The 16,829-nt window shown below is 68.7% G+C and carries 18 protein-coding genes; 12 read left to right on the top strand and 6 right to left on the bottom strand.

The window, feature by feature from the left end:
- Positions 1–56 precede the first annotated feature (56 nt).
- The 4 genes from hrcA to FK531_RS08165 all read left to right on the top strand — a co-directional run bounded on the left by hrcA (position 57) and on the right by FK531_RS08165 (position 3,888).
- The gene (gene hrcA / locus FK531_RS08150; protein ID WP_142097468.1) at positions 57–1,082 is read left to right on the top strand and encodes a heat-inducible transcriptional repressor HrcA; all 1,026 of its coding nucleotides are present in this window, start codon (positions 57–59) and stop codon (positions 1,080–1,082) included.
- 102 nt (positions 1,083–1,184) lie between these two features.
- On the top strand, positions 1,185–2,339 hold the full coding sequence (gene dnaJ, locus FK531_RS08155; RefSeq protein ID WP_142097470.1) for a molecular chaperone DnaJ: 1,155 nt from the start codon (positions 1,185–1,187) through the stop codon (positions 2,337–2,339).
- 14 nt (positions 2,340–2,353) lie between these two features.
- Positions 2,354–3,115, top strand: a complete 762-nt coding sequence (locus FK531_RS08160; protein ID WP_142097473.1) for a 16S rRNA (uracil(1498)-N(3))-methyltransferase — start codon at positions 2,354–2,356, stop codon at positions 3,113–3,115.
- A 2-nt stretch (positions 3,116–3,117) separates the two neighbouring features.
- Positions 3,118–3,888, top strand: coding sequence for an alpha/beta hydrolase family protein (locus FK531_RS08165; RefSeq protein WP_142097476.1), 771 nt, complete (start codon positions 3,118–3,120; stop codon positions 3,886–3,888).
- Between the two features lie 80 nt (positions 3,889–3,968).
- Here FK531_RS08165 and FK531_RS22310 read toward each other — a convergent pair whose 3' ends face one another.
- The 4 genes from FK531_RS22310 to FK531_RS08180 all read right to left on the bottom strand — a co-directional run bounded on the left by FK531_RS22310 (position 3,969) and on the right by FK531_RS08180 (position 7,677).
- Positions 3,969–4,106, bottom strand: a complete 138-nt coding sequence (locus FK531_RS22310) for a hypothetical protein (RefSeq protein ID WP_181762864.1) — start codon at positions 4,104–4,106, stop codon at positions 3,969–3,971.
- A gap of 125 nt (positions 4,107–4,231) precedes the next feature.
- Entirely contained in the window at positions 4,232–5,710 is a 1,479-nt protein-coding gene (locus FK531_RS08170; RefSeq protein WP_142097479.1) for an MFS transporter, read from the bottom strand.
- Between the two features lie 265 nt (positions 5,711–5,975).
- Positions 5,976–6,389: a RidA family protein gene (locus tag FK531_RS08175; RefSeq protein WP_181762865.1), complete on the bottom strand. Its 414-nt coding sequence runs from the start codon at positions 6,387–6,389 to the stop codon at positions 5,976–5,978.
- 37 nt (positions 6,390–6,426) lie between these two features.
- Entirely contained in the window at positions 6,427–7,677 is a 1,251-nt protein-coding gene (locus FK531_RS08180; protein WP_142097485.1) for an NAD(P)/FAD-dependent oxidoreductase, read from the bottom strand.
- A 254-nt stretch (positions 7,678–7,931) separates the two neighbouring features.
- Between FK531_RS08180 and FK531_RS08185 the strand changes: the two genes are divergently transcribed.
- Positions 7,932–8,483: a TetR-like C-terminal domain-containing protein gene (locus FK531_RS08185; protein ID WP_246098002.1), complete on the top strand. Its 552-nt coding sequence runs from the start codon at positions 7,932–7,934 to the stop codon at positions 8,481–8,483.
- Entirely contained in the window at positions 8,410–8,712 is a 303-nt protein-coding gene (locus tag FK531_RS22985) for a SpoIIAA family protein (RefSeq protein ID WP_354003509.1), read from the top strand. The genes FK531_RS08185 and FK531_RS22985 overlap by 74 nt, the downstream gene beginning before the upstream one ends.
- Before the next feature lie 5 nt (positions 8,713–8,717).
- On the opposite strand, the gene FK531_RS08195 is transcribed toward FK531_RS22985, so the two are convergent.
- Positions 8,718–10,298 carry an MFS transporter gene (locus tag FK531_RS08195; RefSeq protein ID WP_142097490.1) on the bottom strand — a complete coding sequence of 527 codons (1,581 nt, stop codon included), beginning with the start codon at positions 10,296–10,298 and terminating at the stop codon, positions 8,718–8,720.
- Positions 10,299–10,421: 123 nt separating this feature from the next.
- Between FK531_RS08195 and FK531_RS08200 the strand changes: the two genes are divergently transcribed.
- The gene (locus tag FK531_RS08200; RefSeq protein WP_142097492.1) at positions 10,422–11,063 is read left to right on the top strand and encodes a TetR/AcrR family transcriptional regulator; all 642 of its coding nucleotides are present in this window, start codon (positions 10,422–10,424) and stop codon (positions 11,061–11,063) included.
- Between the two features lie 60 nt (positions 11,064–11,123).
- Here FK531_RS08200 and FK531_RS08205 read toward each other — a convergent pair whose 3' ends face one another.
- Positions 11,124–12,089: an aldo/keto reductase gene (locus tag FK531_RS08205; protein WP_142097495.1), complete on the bottom strand. Its 966-nt coding sequence runs from the start codon at positions 12,087–12,089 to the stop codon at positions 11,124–11,126.
- A gap of 3 nt (positions 12,090–12,092) precedes the next feature.
- On the opposite strand from FK531_RS08205, the gene FK531_RS08210 reads away from it, so the two are divergent.
- The 5 genes from FK531_RS08210 (at position 12,093) to era (ending at position 16,823) form a co-directional block, all read left to right on the top strand.
- Complete coding sequence (locus FK531_RS08210) at positions 12,093–12,815, top strand: TetR family transcriptional regulator (protein ID WP_142097497.1); 723 nt, start codon at positions 12,093–12,095, stop codon at positions 12,813–12,815.
- Positions 12,816–12,987: 172 nt separating this feature from the next.
- Positions 12,988–13,989, top strand: coding sequence for a PhoH family protein (locus FK531_RS08215; protein WP_246098051.1), 1,002 nt, complete (start codon positions 12,988–12,990; stop codon positions 13,987–13,989).
- 47 nt (positions 13,990–14,036) lie between these two features.
- Positions 14,037–14,579 (top strand): rRNA maturation RNase YbeY, encoded by a 543-nt coding sequence (ybeY, locus tag FK531_RS08220; RefSeq protein ID WP_142097500.1) that lies wholly within the window; start codon positions 14,037–14,039, stop codon positions 14,577–14,579.
- Entirely contained in the window at positions 14,576–15,913 is a 1,338-nt protein-coding gene (locus FK531_RS08225; protein WP_142097502.1) for a hemolysin family protein, read from the top strand. Before ybeY ends, FK531_RS08225 begins: the two co-directional genes overlap by 4 nt.
- Positions 15,903–16,823 carry a GTPase Era gene (era, locus tag FK531_RS08230; RefSeq protein ID WP_142097505.1) on the top strand — a complete coding sequence of 307 codons (921 nt, stop codon included), beginning with the start codon at positions 15,903–15,905 and terminating at the stop codon, positions 16,821–16,823. The genes FK531_RS08225 and era overlap by 11 nt, the downstream gene beginning before the upstream one ends.
- Positions 16,824–16,829 lie beyond the last annotated feature (6 nt).

Consider the following 16,829-nt stretch of genomic DNA (forward strand, 5'->3'; position numbering starts at 1 on the left):
ACCCGACGATTAGACTGGGTCTTTGCCACGGGTGACGCGAGAGGGAGGTGACCGGCATGTCGAGCACTGAGGAACGACGCTTCCAGGTGTTGCGCGCCATTGTCGCCGACTACGTCGCCACCCAGGAGCCGATCGGGTCCAAGGCCCTCGTCGAGCGGCACAACCTGGGCGTGTCCAGTGCCACGATCCGCAACGACATGGCCGTACTCGAGGCCGAGGGCTACATCGCGCAGCCGCACACGAGTTCCGGCCGGGTGCCCACAGACAAGGGCTACCGCCAGTTCGTGGACCGGATCGCCGAGGTCAAGCCGCTCTCGCCGGCCGAGCGCCGCGCGATCCTCGAGTTCCTCGAGTCCGGCGTCGACCTCGACGACGTGCTGCGTCGCGGGACACGACTGCTCGCCCAGCTGACCCGCCAGGTCGCGGTCGTGCAGTACCCGACACTGTCCGCGTCCTCGGTGCGTCACCTCGAGGTGGTCGCGCTCAACCCCGCCCGGCTGCTGCTGGTGCTGATCACCGACTCCGGTCGCGTCGACCAGCGGATCGTCGAACTCGGGGACGTGATCGACGACGAGAACCTGTCCCGGCTGCGGGACCTGCTCGGCGGCGCGCTCGAGGGCAAGCGGCTGGCCGCGGCGTCGATCGCGGTCTCCGAACTGGCCGCTGACGCCCCGCCGGAGATCCGCGACGCGGTGGTGCGGTCGGCGACGGTGCTGGTCGAGACGCTGGTCGAGCACCCCGAGGAGCGGCTCGTCCTCGGCGGCACCGCGAACCTGACCCGCAACGCAGGCGACTTCCCCGGCTCGCTGCGCTCGGTGCTCGAGGCGCTGGAGGAGCAGGTGATCGTGCTCAAGCTGCTCGCCGCGACCGGCGACGCCGGGACCGTCACCGTGCGCATCGGTGAGGAGACGCAGGTCGAGCAGATCCGCGGTACCTCGGTGATCACCACGGGCTACGGGGCGGGCGGCAACGTGTTCGGCGGCATGGGTGTGCTCGGACCCACACGAATGGACTATCCGGGAACAATCGCCTCGGTCGCGGCCGTTGCGAGGTACATCGGCGAGGTACTGGCCGAGCGTTGAACGGTGCGCGGATTCCCGCGCGAACGAGGACCGGCGAGATGAGCCGGTCCCACTTTCACTGATTACCTGAATTTGATCGACGACGAGGACGAGAGACACAACGTGGCACGGGACTACTACGGACTGCTGGGCGTCGGGCAGAAGGCGACCGACCAGGAGATCAAGCGGGCGTACCGCAAGCTCGCCAGGGAACTCCACCCAGACGTCAACCCGGACGAGGACGCACAGGCCCGGTTCAAGGACATCTCCACCGCCTACGAGGTGCTGTCCGACCCGGAGAAGCGGCGCATCGTGGACCTCGGCGGCGACCCGCTGTCCCAGGGCGGGGGCGCCGGCGCCGGATTCGGTGGGGCCGGCTTCGGTGGCGGGCTCGGCGACGTGTTCGAGGCGTTCTTCGGCGGCAGCGCGGGCGGCGGCGCCCGCGGGCCGCGCGGTCGGGTTCAGCCGGGCGCCGACTCGCTGTTGCGTACCAAGCTGACCCTCGCCGAGTGCGCGACCGGGGTCACCAAGCACATCACCGTCGACACCGCGATCCTGTGCGACAGCTGCACCGGCGCCGGCACCAACGGCGACTCCAAGCCGGTCAGCTGCGAGACCTGCCGGGGCGCCGGCGAGGTGCAGTCCGTGCAGCGTTCGTTCCTCGGCCAGGTCATGACCTCGCGGCCGTGCCCCACCTGTCGCGGTGCGGGTGTGACCATCCCCGACCCCTGCCACAAGTGCGGCGGCGACGGCCGGGTCCGCGCCCGCCGCGACATCGCGGTGAAGGTGCCGGTCGGCGTCAGCAGCGGCATGCGGATCCGGTTGGCCGCGCAGGGCGAGGTCGGGCCCGGCGGCGGCCCGGCCGGCGACCTCTACGTGGAGATCATCGAGCAGCCGCACGAGGTGTTCGTGCGTGACGGCGAGGACCTGCACTGCACCGTCCGGGTGCCGATGGTCGACGCGGCACTCGGCACCACCGTCTCCATCGACACCGTCATCGACGGTCCGCAGGACATCACCGTCGACGCGGGCACCCAGCCGGGATCGGTCGCGGTGCTGCGCGGCTACGGCATGCCGAAGCTGCGGTCCGGGGTGCGCGGCGACGTGCACGCGCACCTCGAGGTCGTGGTGCCGAGCCGTCTCGACGGCAAGCAGTCCGCGGCGCTGCGCGAGTTCAAGGATCTGCGCGAGAAGGACAACGCCGAAGTCGTGACCTCCGGCTCGCAGCACAACGGTGGGCTGTTCTCGCGGTTGCGCGAAGCCTTCAGCGGACGCTGACGGCGGCCCGGGCGATGGCCGCGACCGTCTTCTACCTCGACCCGTTGCCCGAGGTCGGCGCGATCGCCGTCCTCGACGGCAAGGAGGGCAGGCACGCCGCCACGGTGCGCCGGATCCGGGTCGGCGAACAGTTGGTGCTCTCGGACGGCCGCGGCGGCATCGCGCGGGCCGAGGTGGTCGAGGTCGGCAAGGACCGCCTCGACCTCGAGGTCACCGGACGTGACGACCTGCCCCCCGCGAGCCCGACGGTGACCCTGGTGCAGGCGCTGCCGAAGGCGGAGCGTTCCGAACTCGCCGTCGAACTGGCGACGGAAGCCGGGATCGACGCGATCGTGCCCTGGCAGGCCGCGCGCTGCGTCGCCAAATGGGAGGGCCCGAAGGCGGCCAAGGGCGTCGCGCGCTGGCAGGCGGTGGCGGTGGCCGCGGCGAAACAGTCACGGCGAGCACATATTCCGGAGGTCGCCGAGGTGCACCGCACGGCCGCCGTCCTGGAACGGGTGCGGGGTGTCGTCGGCGCGGGCGGCGTGGCCCTGGTGCTGCACGAGTCGGCGACCGTGGCATTGGCCTCGCTGGACCTGCGGCCGGCGCCGGAGGTCGTCCTCGTCGTCGGCCCCGAGGGCGGGTTGTCGGACGAGGAGGTCGCCGCGCTGACCGCGGCGGGCGCCACTGCCGTGCGACTCGGACCGACCGTGCTGCGGACCTCGACCGCGGCGGCGGTGGCGCTCGGCGCGCTCGGCGTGCTCACCGACCGCTGGTCCGCCGCGCCACTGCAGTAGCCATGCCACGCATCCGCATCGACTACGGCCCCGAACCGCAGCAGTTCGGTCACTTCTACCTGCCGACCGAGGTCTCCGCCGCCCCACTGCCCGTCGTCATGCTCCTGCACGGCGGCTACTGGAGCGCCGACTTCCACCTGAACCTGTCCACCGCGTTCGCGACGGAGTTGGCGAGGTCCGGCGTGGCGGCGTGGAACGTCGAGTATCGGCGGGTCGGTGCGGGCGGCGGCTGGGCGGAGACGAGCGCCGACGTGCAGGCCGCGCTGGCCGCCGTCGGCGACCTGTTGCCTACGCACGCCCCGGTTCCGCTGGACGTGTCCGACGTTCGCCTGCTGGGCCACTCCGCCGGCGCACAACTGGCGGTCTGGGTTGCCGGACAACGCGATTCGCCGGTCCGGCCATCGCGGGTGGTGTCCCAGGCGGGCGCGCTGGACCTGGCGTCGCGGGCAGCGACCCGGCGCGGGGGCGCCGTGCTCGAGGCGCTGTTCGGGGTGGACTTCGCGACCGACCCGCAGACGTACCTCGACGCGTCACCGCTGCACCGCGTCCCGACCGGGGTCCCGACGGTCTGCATTCACGGCGCCGAGGACGTGCAAGTACCGGCCGCGGCGAGCCGGGTGTACGTCGAGGCGGCGCGGGAGGCGGGCGACCGAGCGGCGTACTGGGAGGTGCCGGGCGAGGGCCACAACGACTTCCTCGACCGCACCTCGCGCAGCTGGGAGTTGTCGCTGCGGGCGCTGCTCGACCGGGACCCCTGGTCACTCGGTTGCTGAACCTGCCCCCACCACAGGTGCCCTGTCGATCCCGTTCGGGATCGACAGGGCACCTGTGGTGGGCTACCCGCCCGCCTCGGTCAGCTCTGCGCGCCGCCCGCGCCGAAGAAGGCTACGAGGCCGGCGACCGCGCCGATCCCGCCCAGGATGCCGGCGGCCGCACCGCCGATCGTGGCGACGTTGCCCAGCAGCTTCAGGTCTGATTCCGAAGAACCCATTTCTTCCTCCTTTGTGTCTGCGCCCTCATGGGTGCAGGGTTGACTGCTCTCCGCCGGTCGACGGTGAGCGAGACTTGCCGTGTGTTCGGCTCGAGCCGCGTTTGGGTGAGCGCCGCACGGGTTGGTCAGTCGGTCGCGACGGGCGCGTCTGCCTGTCGGATCGTGCGGGGAATGGCGAGTGCGGCTAGCAAGCCGATCAGTGCCGCGCCCGCGACCATCGCGAAGCCGATGGATACCCCGGTGTTCGAGTAAAGTGCACTGCCTTCCACCTCGAATGCGATGTGGGAGTTCAACATTGAGAACACGAGGACCGGAAGAATGGCGGGCAGGAGGTTGCCGGAGGTGGAGGCGATGGCCCCTGCCGTCGCAAGCTGCTGCGGCGGAACGGCTTCGATGAGCAGGTTCGGAGTCGCAGCGTAGGCCATGCCGCCGCCGAGTCCGACAAGAGCCGCGAGCACGATGACGATCGCCTTCGAGTCGTGCGACACGGCGAGCAACAGGCTTGCGGTGGCGAGGACGGCGAGTCCGGCGACCAGCATCAGCTTGGGCCTGATCCGCGGGGCCAGTCCACCGACGATGAACCCGCCGACCAGGGTCATTGCGGCCTCGGGGGCGTTGAACCACGCAAACTCGCTCGCATCGGCTCCGAACCCGTATCCGAGGCCGATGTCGCCGGGCGTCATGACCATGAGCGGCAACAACATGACGAAGGCGGCCATGGCGGCCCAGGCGAGACCCGAGCTCAGGGACGTCATTGCGACAGGATGCTGCGCCAGGATCGAGAGGTTGATGACGGGGTCGCGCAGCATCCGGGCGGACGCGAACCAGGCGACCATGAACGCCAGGCCGCCGGCCAGGAAGGCCAGCGTCGACGGCGCGGCCCACCCCCAGTCCGGTCCGAAACTGATCGCAAGCAGCAGTCCACCGAGGCCGGCGCCGAGGAGTGTCGCACCGATGAGGTCGATCCTCGATCGCAGTCGGACCGGAGACTCCTCGGTGGTGGCGCGGATCAGCACCGTGAGTACGGACAGGCCGATCACGAAGAACCAGAAGACTCCGCGAAATCCGAAGTGGTCGATGATCCAACCGGTGAAGAACGGCGCGGGGATGGCGATCAGGCCCATTCCGGTGGTCGAGATGCTCACCGCCATCGTCACCGTACGCGGCGGGTAGACGTCGCGGATCAGCGAGTAGACCAGGAACAGGCACGGGCTGAGGAACCCGGTCAGCGCCCAGCCGGCCACGACGATCCCGAAGGTCGGTGCCAGCGCCGAGACGAGGGCGCCGACGGCTGCGAGCGCAACGCACCACAGCAGCAGCTTTCGCTTGCCATGCGTGTCGGCGAGTTTACCGATCAGGGGCGAGGAGACCGCTCCGACCAACAGGAAGGACGTGATGATCCATACGCCCTGTGTGGTGTGGAAGTGCTCCGAAAGTTGCGGCAGTGCAACAGAAACCATCAGATAGCTGCAGGAGAGCATCTCCAGGACGAGGACCATGGACAGGAACGAGAGCAACAGTCGTGGCGTCCAGCCTCTCGAGCTGGGATGCGGGCTTTCCGATGTCAGGACGAGCGTGTCACCACCGTGGGATGCGAGATCCATGTGCGAGGCCTTTCAGGTGTAGGAACCTGGATTGGGGTCGAGTCGGCCACGCTCGGGCCGAGGGGCGGTGCGAGCGCAGCGAGCCAAAGGGATGTGGCAGCAGAACAGATGTGGGCGTCGCTCAGATTGGCGATCGCGAAGTCACCGGCGGCGGAGGGAACCACCCGCGGCCCGCGTTCGGGCGAGCCGGGTGGTTCCCTCCGGGTCCGGACGCGCGGTGGGCGCGGAGGGAAACGGAGAGGTCGTTGTGGAGCAGACGCCGTGGTCAGACGGTGTCGGTCAGATAGGCGGTCGCCTTCATCTCGACGCGCGGCGTCGGGGTCAGCCCGGCGCCGAGTTGAGCGACGCCCAGCGCGGTCCACGCCGGGTACGGCTCGCGGATGAACCGTTCCTTGACCGCGCTGAACGATTCGAGGTCGCCCTCGAGGTCGGTGTGGAACGTGACCAACTCGACCACGTGCGTCAAGTCGGCGCCGGCGGCCGCCAGCACCCGCTGGAGGTTCTCGAATGCGAGAGTGAATTGCGTAGTGGGATTGTCAGCGATGGTGCCGTCGAGTTGCTGTCCGAGTACGCCGGAGCAGATGACGAGGTTGCCTGCGCGCACGGCCGGGGCGATGTGCCACTGCTGATAGACGTGGGTCAGTTCTTCGGGGATGACGGGGCCGCTCGAACATTGCATCAGGTGAGCCATTTCTACTGGATGGACTGATTGTGGGTCAGATACCGGCGACCGCGACCAGCGGAGGCGACGACTCGGCTTCCGCCCAGCGGGCCTGGAAGGCTGCGTGGGGTATACCGTCGGTCCAGACTCCATCGAGCGCGAGTCCTGCAGTGAGCCTGCCGATCTCGTCGGCAGACATTGCGCCGCGCTCGCCCTCGACCGCCACGATCGTCCGGTCGTCCACCTTGTCGATGTAGGGCAGCCCCGTCGGGGTCTCGCACACCATGCAGGGCCGGGTGTGCGCTGGGCCCAAGGTCTTTCCGGGCAGCAGTTCGGTGAGCAGATCGAGCGTTTCGGCGATGTCCTCCTGCCTGCCGCCGGTGCGGACCCACCGTGCGATCGCGTCGGCAGAGTCGAGGGGGTTGTCGAGCAGGCTCTTGCCGGAGCATTTGATGTACCAGCGACCGTCCGGATACTGCAAGGGCGACATGACGATTCCGCCGAAGACCACCTCTCCGCCGGAAGCCTTCAGGTACATCATGGCCGGGATGTCGAACTCGGCCGGATCCGACACCTCGACCAGGACGACCGTTGCACCGTAGGTACGCATGTCCAGAGGCCTCGGCAGCAGACCGCTCACGTTGGTCGCGGCCCCCGTCGCGATCACCACTTGTTCACAGCGCCACGATTCGCCAGAACGAGCGGTGACGATCGCCCCCTGGCCGGACCGGTCGATCGTGTCGACCATGTCGCGGACCACCACGACGCCCTGCTCGACGGCGGCGGCCAGTTCGGCGCGCACCAGCCCGCGCGGATTGACGATGAAGGCATCATCGCGCTGAATGATGCCGACATGACCTGGCGCGAAACGCAATTCGGGATACTCGCGCTCCAACTGGTCGTTCTCCAGGTGCTCGACTTCGACGTTGAGATCGGCGGCGTTGGAGGCGAGCAGGGCTCGGTTGAACCACGCGGTCACACCGCTGCGTTCGGAGTCGTCCGGCATGATCGTCAGCGAATGGCGGGGCGTGGCGAACCGCTCACCGGTGCGTTCCTGCAGCTCAGGGAATCGGCGGATCGACCGCATCGCCAGCATCGACGTCATCAACGGGACCTCGAGGACGTGTGCCAGACGCCCCTGGTCGTAGTAGCCGGCCCACACGCCGTCGTGGTCGGCGAAGCCGGCCGGCTCGTCTGGTCCGACGACCAGCACGGATGCGCCCCGCTCGCTCAGATGTCGGGCGGTGGCCGCGCCGATGGGTCCCGCACCGGCGACGACGACGTCGAAGTGATTTCTATCCTGCATGAATGCTCCTCAATGGCCGGCTCGGGACAGGTGTGCCGCCGGAAAGACTCGATCGAGATTCCACAGCCGCCGCTGGGCTCTGACAGGCTGGAGGCGGTGCCTTCGGCGGTGTGTGATGTAGATCATCCACAGCTCGAGACGCTAAGTCAACAGTCTGTGTCGTTAATGTTTGGCAAAGGGGAACAGCGTTGGGTGACAGGCCAGAGGCGAGTGACAAACCTGAGCGGATTCGCACAGGTGGTCGGAGTGAGAAGGTGCGCATTGCCGTTGGCGAGGCGTGCCTGGCCTTCCTTGCGGAAGGCCGACTCGACTTCACCACCGTCGAGGTCGCGGCCCGTGCCGGCGTCAGTCGCAAGACGATCTACCGATGGTGGCCGACGCACACCGACCTGCTCGTGGAGGCGGTGTCGATGCACGTGCGACAAGTCGCCACGCCGGATACCGGCGCCTGGGAGTCGGACGTCCGCGCCTTCGCCGAGCAGATCGCCGAGTTCGCCGCCGGTCCTGTCGAAGTGGCATCGACGGCGCTCATGGCGACTCACCGCTACCCCGAATTCAACAAGCTCGTGCTCGAGCAGTACCGCCCCGTTCTCGAGGCGTGGCAGCAGATGGCGCAGCGGGCGATCGAGCGTGGTGAGGTCAACTCGGATCACACCCCGGAGGCGATGGTCAACGCGCTCGCAGCGCCCCTGTTCCTGGCGCCGATGACTCTGGGCCGCAAGGTATCTCCCGATGAGATCGAACGGATCGTCGGGATCGTTCTCGCGGCGACCCGGCCGGCACCGGGGTCCGGGAGCCGTCCTTGACCGGACTGTCGGCGGTGCGGGATTCGGCCGGTACTCGCTCGGAGCGATGTGGCGGGACGCGCGGATGATCGGTGTTTCGCGTGACGCCGGGGGACGGCTGGCACTGGTCACCGACCGCACCGGACTGGGGGAGGCCGGCCACCTGCCGGCCTTCCTCATCCCCGGCGAGCTTCGGGTGTTCGCCGCGAACTGGGAGGCCGACGCGATCGGGTGGATCGCAAGCGACTGACTTTGTCAGCTCCCGGACCTGCCCGGCAGGATCAGTGCGACCAGTGCCGCCCCGACCAGCAGTGTGAGCCCGCCGACCAGACTGGCTTGGGTGATGGCGTCGGCGAACGCGACCGACGCCGCGTCGTGCAGAGGTTCGGCGTACCGGGCGGACAGCGGGTTGGCGGCCAGCTCCTGCGCGACGATCGTTGCGCCGCCGACGGATTCGCGGGAGACCTCCATCGCCAGGTCGGCCTGGGCGGCCAGGTCCCCGCTCAGCTTCGGCAGTGGCGCAGCGTCGAGGTAGGGGGCGACCGATTGCTTGTAGGCGGAGGCCAGGATCGACCCGAGGATCGCGATGCCCAGCGAACCCCCGAGCTCGATCGCGGTGTCGTTGAGCCCACCGGCCGCGCCGAGGTCGCTGTCGGGGAAGCGCCCCATGATCGCGTCGGTCGCGGGCGGCTCGCCGATGCCGATGCCCAGCCCCAGCAGGATCAGCGGCACCGCGAAGTCGAGGTAGCCCGATCCGCCGTCCGCCCTCGTGAGCAGCAGCACGCCCGCTGCGGCGAGTGCCATCCCCGCGACGACGGTGCCGCGCAGCCCGATTCGCGGCGCGAGCCGCCCGCTGACAAGAGCGCCGACGGACACCGCGACGGCGAGGGGGAGTAGGCGTACCCCGGTCTCGAGCGCGCCGTATCCGAGCACGAACTGGAATTGCTGGGCGATGAAGTAGATCGCGCCGAACGCGGCGAGGAACACCAGCAGCACCGCGAGCGTCGCGCCGCCGACGGTCCGGTCGCCGAGCTTGCGCACGTCGAGCAGCGGTTGTGGGTGCCGCAGTTCCCAGCCGACGAACGCGGCGAGCCCGACCACCGCGGCGGCGCCGGCCACTGTCGGTCCGGCCGACCAGCCGAAGTGGAATCCGTTGATGATCGCGTAGACGCCGGCGCCGATCGCGCCGACCGACAGCAGGCCGCCGATCCAGTCGATGCGGCCGAGGCCGACCGCCCGGGACGGCGGGACCAGGATCAGTGCGGCCACCGCGGCAATCGCGGCGATGGGCACGTTGATCAGGAAAGTGGCACTCCAGGAATGGCTTTCGAGGATCCAGCCGGCGAGCAGCGGTCCGAGTGCGATGGCCAGTCCGGAGGTCGCGGCCCAGGCCGCGATGGCGCGGGTGCGTTCGGACTTCGGGAACGTCGCGACGAGCAGCGAGAGCGTCGCGGGCATGATGATCGCCGCGCCGACACCCATCACGACGCGGGCGACGATCACCGCGGGCGTGGTGTCGGCGAGGCTGCCGAACACCGCGCCGCCGCCGAACACGAGCAGTCCGGTCAGCAGCGCGCCACGCCGGCTGTACTTGTCGCCGATGACACCGCACAGCAGCATCAGCGCGGCGTAGGGGACCGTGTACCCGTCGATCACCCACTGCAATTGCGCACTGGTGAGGTTGAGGTCACGCGTCATGTCCGGCGCCGCGACGATCAGCGCGGTGTTGGCCATGACCACGATCAGCAGGCTCAGGCACAGCACCGCGAGCGCCGCCCACCGCCATCGGTACGGCCGCTGCTGATCGGTGACCGGCTGGGTAGCCAGGATGGTCATGGGGTGCTCCGTTCGAGGACCGGACCGCGCGTCATTGCACAGTGATGTGCAAGTTATTTGCTTGCACACCGCTGTGCAAGTTTCTTTGGCGTAGATCACACTCCGGCGTGGAACACTGCAGGGGTGACCGAAACGGTGAGGCCCCGGCGAAGCCAGGCGCGCGCCAACCGCGAGCGCATCATCGAGGCCGCGATCGGCGCTTTCGCTGCGAACCCGGACGCGAGCATGGACGACGTCGCTCGGGCGGCGGGTGTGGTGCGCCGAACCGTCTACGCGCACTTCCCGAATCGAGACGCCCTGGTCGAGGGCATCGCCGACGAGGCTTCCGTGGCGCTGGTCGCGATTCTCGGCGCCCGGCGACCGCAACCCGAGCGCCCGGACCTCGCCGCGGCGGTGCTCGCGCTCCAGACGTGGCCGATCGGCGACCGGTTCCGGATGCTGCTGACATTCGCGCGCAAGGAACTCGGTGAGGAACGCATCCACGACCTGCTCGAACCAGCACGCACGCCGAGCGTGGCGATCGTCGAGCGCGGTCAGGCCGACGGAACGTTCTCGTCCTACCTGCCCGCTCACGTACTGGTCACGATGACCGAGGCGGTCACCATGACGTTGCTCGAGGCGGCGAACACCGGCACGATCACCGATTCGGGGGAGTCGTTCGCGGTGGCCTCGCTGGTCCTGCTCGGCGTCGCGCCCGACCGCGCCGCCGAGGTGGTCGACGAGGCGTGGGTATGGCTGCGTAGCGCCGAGAATTACCCGGCGTGACCTACCGACACCTCGGGCGGGTGGTCGCCGGCCTTGCCGGCGACCACCCGTGTTGATGCCCTATTCCCAGGTGGGGAGCATGCTCTCGTGGTACCGGGCTCCGAATCCGCCCGTGGGCAGGATCTCGGTGATCCGGGTGAGGTCGGCGGAGCTGAGGTTCAGATCGGCGGCGCCGACGTTCTCCTCGACCCGCTCGGCGCTGCGCGTGCCGGGGATCGCGACGATGTCGTCACCCTGGGCCAGGATCCATGCCAGGGCCAGCTGGGACACGGTGGCGTCCTTCGACGCAGCCAATTCGGTGAGCCGGCGCGTGGCCTCGAGGTTCTTCTCGAAATTGCCCGGCTGCCAGCGGGCGTCGTTGGAGCGCATGTCATCGGCCGGATACCGGTCGGCGGGCTTCGCGGTCCCGGTCAGGAATCCGCGGCCGAGGGGCGAGTAGGCGACGAAGCCGATTCCGAGTTCGCGGAGTGTGGGGAACAGTTGCTCGACGTCCCGCTCGAACAGGGAGTACTCGGTCTGCAGCACCGAAACGGGCTGTACTGCATGGGCGGCGCGGATGGTCTTGTCGCCGGCTTCGCTCATGCCGAAGTACTTCACCTTGCCCGCGTCGACGAGTTCCTTGACGGTGCCCGCGACGTCCTCGATGGGAACGTTCGGGTCGACACGGTGCTGGTAGAGCACGTCGATGTAGTCGGTCTTGAGGTAACGGAGGCTGTTGTCGACGACTTCGCGGATGTGGTCCGGGCGACTGTCGACACCGAAGTCGCGTGCGGTGAAGCCGAACTTGGTCGCGAGCACGATGTCGTCGCGGAAGCCGGCGACGGCGTCACCGACGATCCTCTCGTTCTCGCCCCACCCGTACATCTCTGCGGTGTCGAACATCGTGACGCCGAGCTCGTGGGCGCGTCGGATCGCGGACGTTCCGCCCGCCGGGTCGGCGGCGCCGTAGGCGATGGAGATTCCCATCGAGCCGTAGCCGATGGCGGAGGTCGACAATCCCTCGCTGCCGAGGATGCGCTTGTCCATGATGTGTCCCTTCTCGAACGTGGATATCAGCATACGACGCTTTTGTCAGTCACTGTCAAGTTAGTCGTTTCATGTTGTTATTCGCGGTATGCTGTGGCGATGATGGCGTCGTCTTCACCAGGTGGGCTCCGAGCGCTGACCCGGGAGGCCGTGCGCGCTCGCATCGCCGATGCGGCGCTGGTCCTGTTCGACGAGAACGGCTTCGACGAGACCACGGTCGACGACATCGCCGCCGCCGTCGGCATCTCCGGACGCAGCTTTTTCCGCTATTTCCCCAGCAAGGAAGACGCCGTGATCGGGGACCTCGTCATTGCCGGCGCTCAGCTCCGCGACAACGTGGCCGAACGGCTGCCCGAAGAGACACCCTGGCGGGCGTTGCACCTGGGCATGCGCGAGGGTGCCGAACAGGCCGACGCCGATCCGACCCGGTGGCTCAGGGTCATGCGCGTCATCAACAGCGCGGCATCGCTCCGGGCACGGAATCTCGAGAAACACCTCGCGTGGTCGGCGCTCCTCGTCCCCGTCATCGCCGAGCACACAGAGCCGGACAGCAGGCTCGGTGATCTTCCCGCCCGGGCGCTTGTCGCCAGCGCGTTCGCATGCCTCGACGTGGCGCTCACCAGCTGGACCGAAGCGAATGCCACCGTCCCGTTCGGCGACGTCCTCGACGCAGCTTTCGACACCATGTGCGGCGCCGCAGCACCCGCCTCGCCGCACGGGTCCTGACCGGGGAGAACTCGGTGGGCGGCCGCACGGGTGCGCGATAGACTGCGTACATCATCGTCGAATCAGGGAAGTAGGCCATAGCAACCACGTGAGTGCAGACAGCGATATGGGTGGGACCGCAGTGACGGCAGACAGGCAGGAGCGCCCGGCGCGACGCTCGGTGCGGTCGAGTATGGAGATCTCGCCCGACGCGGTTCTGCCCCTGCTCGGTTCGACCGACGAGAACCTCAAGGCCCTCGAACGCGCTCTCGACGCCGACATCCACGTGCGCGGCACCACCGTCACCCTCACCGGCCAGGCGTCCGACGTGGCGCTCGCCGAGCGGGCGATCGGTGAACTCGTCGCCATCGTCGGTCGCGGCCAGTCACTGAGCCCTGACGCGGTCCGGCGCAGTGTCGCCATGCTGACCGACGGCGCGGGTGAGTCGCCGGCCGAGGTACTCAGCCTCGACATCCTGTCCAGGCGCGGCAAGACGATTCGTCCCAAGACGGTGAACCAGAAACGGTACGTGGACGCGATCGACGCGAACACCATCGTCTTCGGCATCGGGCCCGCGGGCACCGGCAAGACCTACCTGGCGATGGCCAAGGCGGTGCAGGCGCTGCAGTCGAAGAACGTCAGCCGGATCATCCTCACCCGACCGGCTGTCGAGGCGGGCGAGCGGCTCGGCTTCCTGCCCGGCACGCTGCACGAGAAGATCGACCCCTATCTGCGCCCGTTGCACGACGCGCTGCACGACATGATGGATCCCGAGGCGATCCCGAAGCTGATGGCGGCCGGGGTGATCGAGGTCGCACCGCTGGCATACATGCGGGGCCGCACCCTCAACGACGCGTTCATCATCCTCGACGAGGCGCAGAACACCACCGCCGAGCAGATGAAGATGTTCCTGACCCGGCTCGGCTTCGGCTCGAAGATCGTGGTCACCGGCGACGTCACCCAGGTGGACCTGCCGGGCGGCGCCCGGTCCGGGCTGCGCGCGGCCGCCGAGATCCTCACCGACATCGACGACATCCATTTCTCGGAGCTCACCAGCGCCGACGTGGTCCGGCACCGGCTGGTCTCCGACATCGTCGACGCCTACGAGCGTTTCGATGCCGACCGCCTCGGCGAGGTCAAGCTGGGCAATCGGGCGCAGCGTCGGTCGTCGTCGGCTCGCGCGGCCCGGCACTGACCACCCCACCGCGGCGCGGTACCGGCAATACAGGAGAAACTGCATTCATGAGCATTGAGGTATCCAACGAGTCCGGGATGGACGTCTCCGAGGCGGAGCTGATCAGCGTCGCCCGGTTCGCGATCTCCCGGATGGACGTGCATCCGGCCGCCGAGTTGTCGATGGTGCTCGTCGACCTCGACACCATGGCGGACCTGCACATGCGCTGGATGGACCTGCCCGGCCCGACCGACGTGATGTCGTTCCCGATGGACGAACTCGAGCCCGGCGGACGCCCGGACGCGCCGGAACCCGGACCGGCCATGCTCGGCGACATCGTGCTGTGCCCGGCGTTCGCCGCCGACCAGGCCGCGAAGGCCGGCCACTCCACGGCGCACGAACTGGCGCTGCTCACCGTGCACGGTGTGCTGCACCTGCTGGGCTACGACCACGCCGAACCGGACGAGGAGAAGGAGATGTTCGCGCTGCAGAACAGCCTCCTCGCCGAGTGGTACGAGGACCTGGCCCGGGCCGAGCGGGAGGCCGAACTCGCCGCCCGCGACCGGCGGCTGTTGGGCAAGACCGGGTTCGTCGACGGCCCCGAGCAGTGACCGGTGACATAGTCCTGATCCTGCTCGCCGCCGTCCTCGTTGCACTCGGCGGCCTGTTCGCCGCCGTCGACTCCGCCCTGAACACCGTGTCCCCGGCCCGGGTCGAGGACATGGCGAAGGATGCCCGGCCCGGCTCGGCGCGACTGCTGGCCGTCGTCTCCGACCGCCCGCGCTACGTGAACCTGATGGTGCTGCTGCGAATCGCGGCGGAGATCTGCGCCACGGTATTGCTGGCGGCAGCGCTGCTGGACCTCCTGGCCCGCGGCTGGGCGCTGGTGATCACCGCCGTGGTCATGGTGCTGATCAACTACGTCGCCATCGGCGTCGGCCCACGCACGGTCGGTCGCCAGCACGCGTACTCGATCGCGCTGGTCGCTGCCCTGCCGCTGCAGGCGATCGGCGTGCTGCTGTCCCCGGTGAGCCGGCTGCTGATCCTGGTCGGCAACTCGCTGACCCCCGGCAAGGGTTTCCGCAACGGCCCGTTCGCCTCGGAGATCGAGCTGCGCGAGCTGGTCGACCTGGCGCAGGAGCGCGGGGTCGTGGCCGACGAGGAACGCCGGATGATCCAGTCGGTGTTCGAGCTCGGTGACACTCCCGCTCGCGAGGTGATGGTGCCGCGCACCGAGATGGTGTGGATCGAGGCGGGAAAGTCTGCGGGACAAGCGACCTCGCTCGCGGTCCGCAGCGGTCACTCCCGGATTCCGGTGATCGGGGAGAACGTCGACGACGTGCTCGGCGTCGTCTACCTCAAGGACCTGGTGCAGAAGACCTACCACGACGTCGACGGCGGCCGCGGCGTCACCGTCGGCGAGGTGATGCGGCCGGCGGTGTTCGTGCCGGACTCCAAACCGCTCGACAGCCTGCTCGCGGAGATGCAGCGCGACCGGAACCACATGGCGCTGCTGGTCGACGAGTACGGCGGCATCGCCGGACTGGTGACCATCGAGGACGTCATCGAGGAGATCGTCGGGGAGATCGCCGACGAGTACGACACCGACGAGACGCCGCCGGTCGAGGACCTCGAAGACGGCCGGTACCGGGTCTCGGCCCGGCTGCCGATCGAGGATCTGGGCGAGTTGTTCGACCTCGAGATCGACAGCGACGAGGTCGAGACCGTCGGCGGGCTACTGGGATACGAGCTCGGCCGAGTCCCGCTGCCCGGCTCGGAGGTCTCCGTCGCGGGTCTGGTGCTGCGCGCCGAGGGCGGCAGCGACGTCCGCGGCCGGGTCCGGATCAGTACAGTTCTAGCCTGGCGGGCACCGCAACTCACACCCGAGCCGCACCCCGCCGACACTTCGACAACCACCGACTCAGGAGCCGAACGTGAGCACTGACACCCAATTCCGTTCCGGCTTCGTCTGTTTCGTCGGCCGGCCGAACACCGGCAAGTCGACCCTGACGAACGCGCTGGTCGGCACGAAGATCGCGATCACGTCCTCGCGGCCGCAGACCACCCGGCACACCATTCGTGGCATCGTCCACCGCGACCACGCGCAGCTGATCCTGGTGGACACCCCGGGACTGCACCGGCCTCGGACCCTGCTCGGTCAGCGCCTCAACGACCTTGTGCGCGACACCTATTCGGAGGTCGACGTGATCGGCCTGTGCATCCCCGCCGACGAGAAGATCGGTCCGGGCGACCGCTGGATCCTCGACCAGGTCCGGCAGATGGCTCCCAAGACCACACTGATCGGCATCGTCACCAAGATCGACAAGGTCAGCAAGGAGAAGGTCGCCGAGCAGCTGCTGGCGCTGTCGAAGGTGCTCGGGCCCGAGACCGAGGTGATCCCGGTCTCGGCGGCATCGGGGGAGCAGGTCGAGCTGCTGGTCGACGTGCTGGCCAAGGCGATGCCGGAGGGGCCCGCGTTCTACCCGGACGGCGAGCTCACCGACGAGCCCGAGGAAACCCTGATGGCGGAGCTGATCCGCGAGGCGGCGCTCGAAGGCCTCGGCGACGAGCTGCCGCACTCGCTGGCAGTCGTCATCGAGGAGGTCATCGAGCGCGAGGGCCGTACCGAGAAGCAGGGTGAGCTGCTCGACGTGCACGCGCTGCTCTACGTGGAGCGGCCCAGCCAGAAGGGCATCGTCATCGGCAAGGGCGGTGCCCGACTGCGGGAGGTCGGGACCAAGGCACGCACCCAGATCGAGAAGTTGCTCGGCACCAAGGTGTTCCTGGAGCTGCACGTGAAGGTCGCCAAGGACTGGCAACGCGACCCGAAGCAGCTGGGCCGCCTGGGCTTCTGACAGCTC

This window comes from Rhodococcus spelaei (assembly GCF_006704125.1).
Classification (GTDB): Bacteria; Actinomycetota; Actinomycetes; order Mycobacteriales; family Mycobacteriaceae; genus Rhodococcus_G; species Rhodococcus_G spelaei.

Excerpts from the sequence above, each read along its gene's own strand:
- hrcA (WP_142097468.1), top strand. The coding sequence starts at position 57 with ATGTCGAGCACTGAGGAACGACGCTTCCAGGTGTTGCGCGCCATTGTC.
- FK531_RS08160 (WP_142097473.1), top strand. The coding sequence starts at position 2,354 with ATGGCCGCGACCGTCTTCTACCTCGACCCGTTGCCCGAGGTCGGCGCG.
- FK531_RS08165 (WP_142097476.1), top strand. The coding sequence starts at position 3,118 with ATGCCACGCATCCGCATCGACTACGGCCCCGAACCGCAGCAGTTCGGT.
- FK531_RS22310 (WP_181762864.1), bottom strand. The coding sequence starts at position 4,106 with ATGGGTTCTTCGGAATCAGACCTGAAGCTGCTGGGCAACGTCGCCACG.
- FK531_RS08170 (WP_142097479.1), bottom strand. The coding sequence starts at position 5,710 with ATGGATCTCGCATCCCACGGTGGTGACACGCTCGTCCTGACATCGGAA.
- FK531_RS08175 (WP_181762865.1), bottom strand. The coding sequence starts at position 6,389 with ATGCAATGTTCGAGCGGCCCCGTCATCCCCGAAGAACTGACCCACGTC.
- FK531_RS08180 (WP_142097485.1), bottom strand. The coding sequence starts at position 7,677 with ATGCAGGATAGAAATCACTTCGACGTCGTCGTCGCCGGTGCGGGACCC.
- FK531_RS22985 (WP_354003509.1), top strand. The coding sequence starts at position 8,410 with ATGAGATCGAACGGATCGTCGGGATCGTTCTCGCGGCGACCCGGCCGG.
- FK531_RS08195 (WP_142097490.1), bottom strand. The coding sequence starts at position 10,298 with ATGACCATCCTGGCTACCCAGCCGGTCACCGATCAGCAGCGGCCGTAC.
- FK531_RS08205 (WP_142097495.1), bottom strand. The coding sequence starts at position 12,089 with ATGGACAAGCGCATCCTCGGCAGCGAGGGATTGTCGACCTCCGCCATC.
- FK531_RS08215 (WP_246098051.1), top strand. The coding sequence starts at position 12,988 with ATGGAGATCTCGCCCGACGCGGTTCTGCCCCTGCTCGGTTCGACCGAC.
- ybeY (WP_142097500.1), top strand. The coding sequence starts at position 14,037 with ATGAGCATTGAGGTATCCAACGAGTCCGGGATGGACGTCTCCGAGGCG.